The sequence below is a fragment of the Inhella crocodyli genome (assembly GCF_004004565.1).
Classification (GTDB): domain Bacteria; phylum Pseudomonadota; class Gammaproteobacteria; order Burkholderiales; family Burkholderiaceae_C; genus Inhella; species Inhella crocodyli.
The window spans coordinates 1-1,243 of the sequence record NZ_SACM01000009.1; the positions used below are offsets into that span (position 1 = coordinate 1).

Annotated in this window: 1 protein-coding gene; it reads left to right on the top strand. The window is 59.1% G+C overall.

Annotated features, from left to right (window positions below):
• Nucleotides 1-272: 272 nt before the first annotated feature.
• On the top strand, nucleotides 273-929 hold the full coding sequence (locus EOD73_RS17465; protein ID WP_127684336.1) for a hypothetical protein: 657 nt from the start codon (nucleotides 273-275) through the stop codon (nucleotides 927-929).
• Nucleotides 930-1,243 lie beyond the last annotated feature (314 nt).

Here is a 1,243-nt window from a genome sequence, read left to right on the forward strand (position 1 = left end):
CGACCCCTAGCAGCTTTAGCCTTTACCGTGCGCCGCGCTCGCACGGCCGAGAAAGTGGCCATCAGCACCCACCAACCAACTTGCTTACTGGACAGCTCACCGCCGGCAGCATGCGCGACTGTTTCCAGACTTCAGCGAACATCGTGGTGGCCTTGCCTCCGACCTAAAGGCCACGGACCCGACGGCTTTGTCGCGCAAGTAGGCAAGTGTGCGGCTGCTTCTGAGTAACGTCTCACGCAGTACAGACCGACAGCCCGATCAATCAACCCGGAGTGAGCTTCATGTTTGGTCTAGTTGTACTGGCGGTCTCCGCGCTGTACTTGGGGCTGATGTTTGTCACTGTCCGCTTTGCATGGCGGCAGGGGCTCGCAAGCGGCTGTACTCGATGCAAAGCCTTTGGCTACGCGGCCTTGGCGGCTTTGACCGTATACCTGCCGGTTTTCTGGAATCACATCCCAACGCTGGCGGTACATCGCTACAACTGCGCTCAAGACGCCGGCTTCACTGCCTATGTTGAGGCCCAAGACTGGCAGGCGAAGAACTCGGAGGCAGTGGCGTTGGTGAATCAATTGCCGAGCCGCGAAAAGGAGGGCGCCGGCCAAGCGGTCCGTACCTCAGACGGCTTCGATCGCTACACAGTGTTCGGGGGGCTGCTGCACGCAGATTACAGGTCAGTGCAAGTTGGCTGGAAGGGGATTCCAGTGTGGCGTTCGGAGCAAAGGATCTCTGACGCCCATACCGGCGAGACGCTTGCAAAAGCGGTGGATTACTCCGCGGGGTACGGGACGACAGAGGACCTCCGCTGGTGGTTACGCAGAAGTAGTTGTGTAACGAGCAGGCCCACCGCAGTGGGTGAACCGGTCAAGCCTGTTGAGCCGCGAGACATTCTTCATCTATACAAGCGCAATCTTTGGAGAGACAGATCCTGATCAAGGCAATCACCGCTTATGGACGCACTCACCATGCGGGTGCGACATGCGTGAAGTTGCTGAGCATTGCGGTAACTGGCATCTAGGTAGCCAATCCGAGTGCTAGTGCGGCAAAGAGCATTAGTGAGCGGTGCATAGCCGCGGCGGGGTCTGTCGCGCCGACTGACTCCTATGCGATGTGGTCCGATCACTTGACGAGTTCAGTTCCTTGGGCTGGTATGGCGTCCAGTGTTGCTCCATGAGTGGGGGACTGAATGTCCGAAATCGCCAGTGGCCGAGGGCACGGCTTTGCGACTCGTGCGACCGCTCCTGGC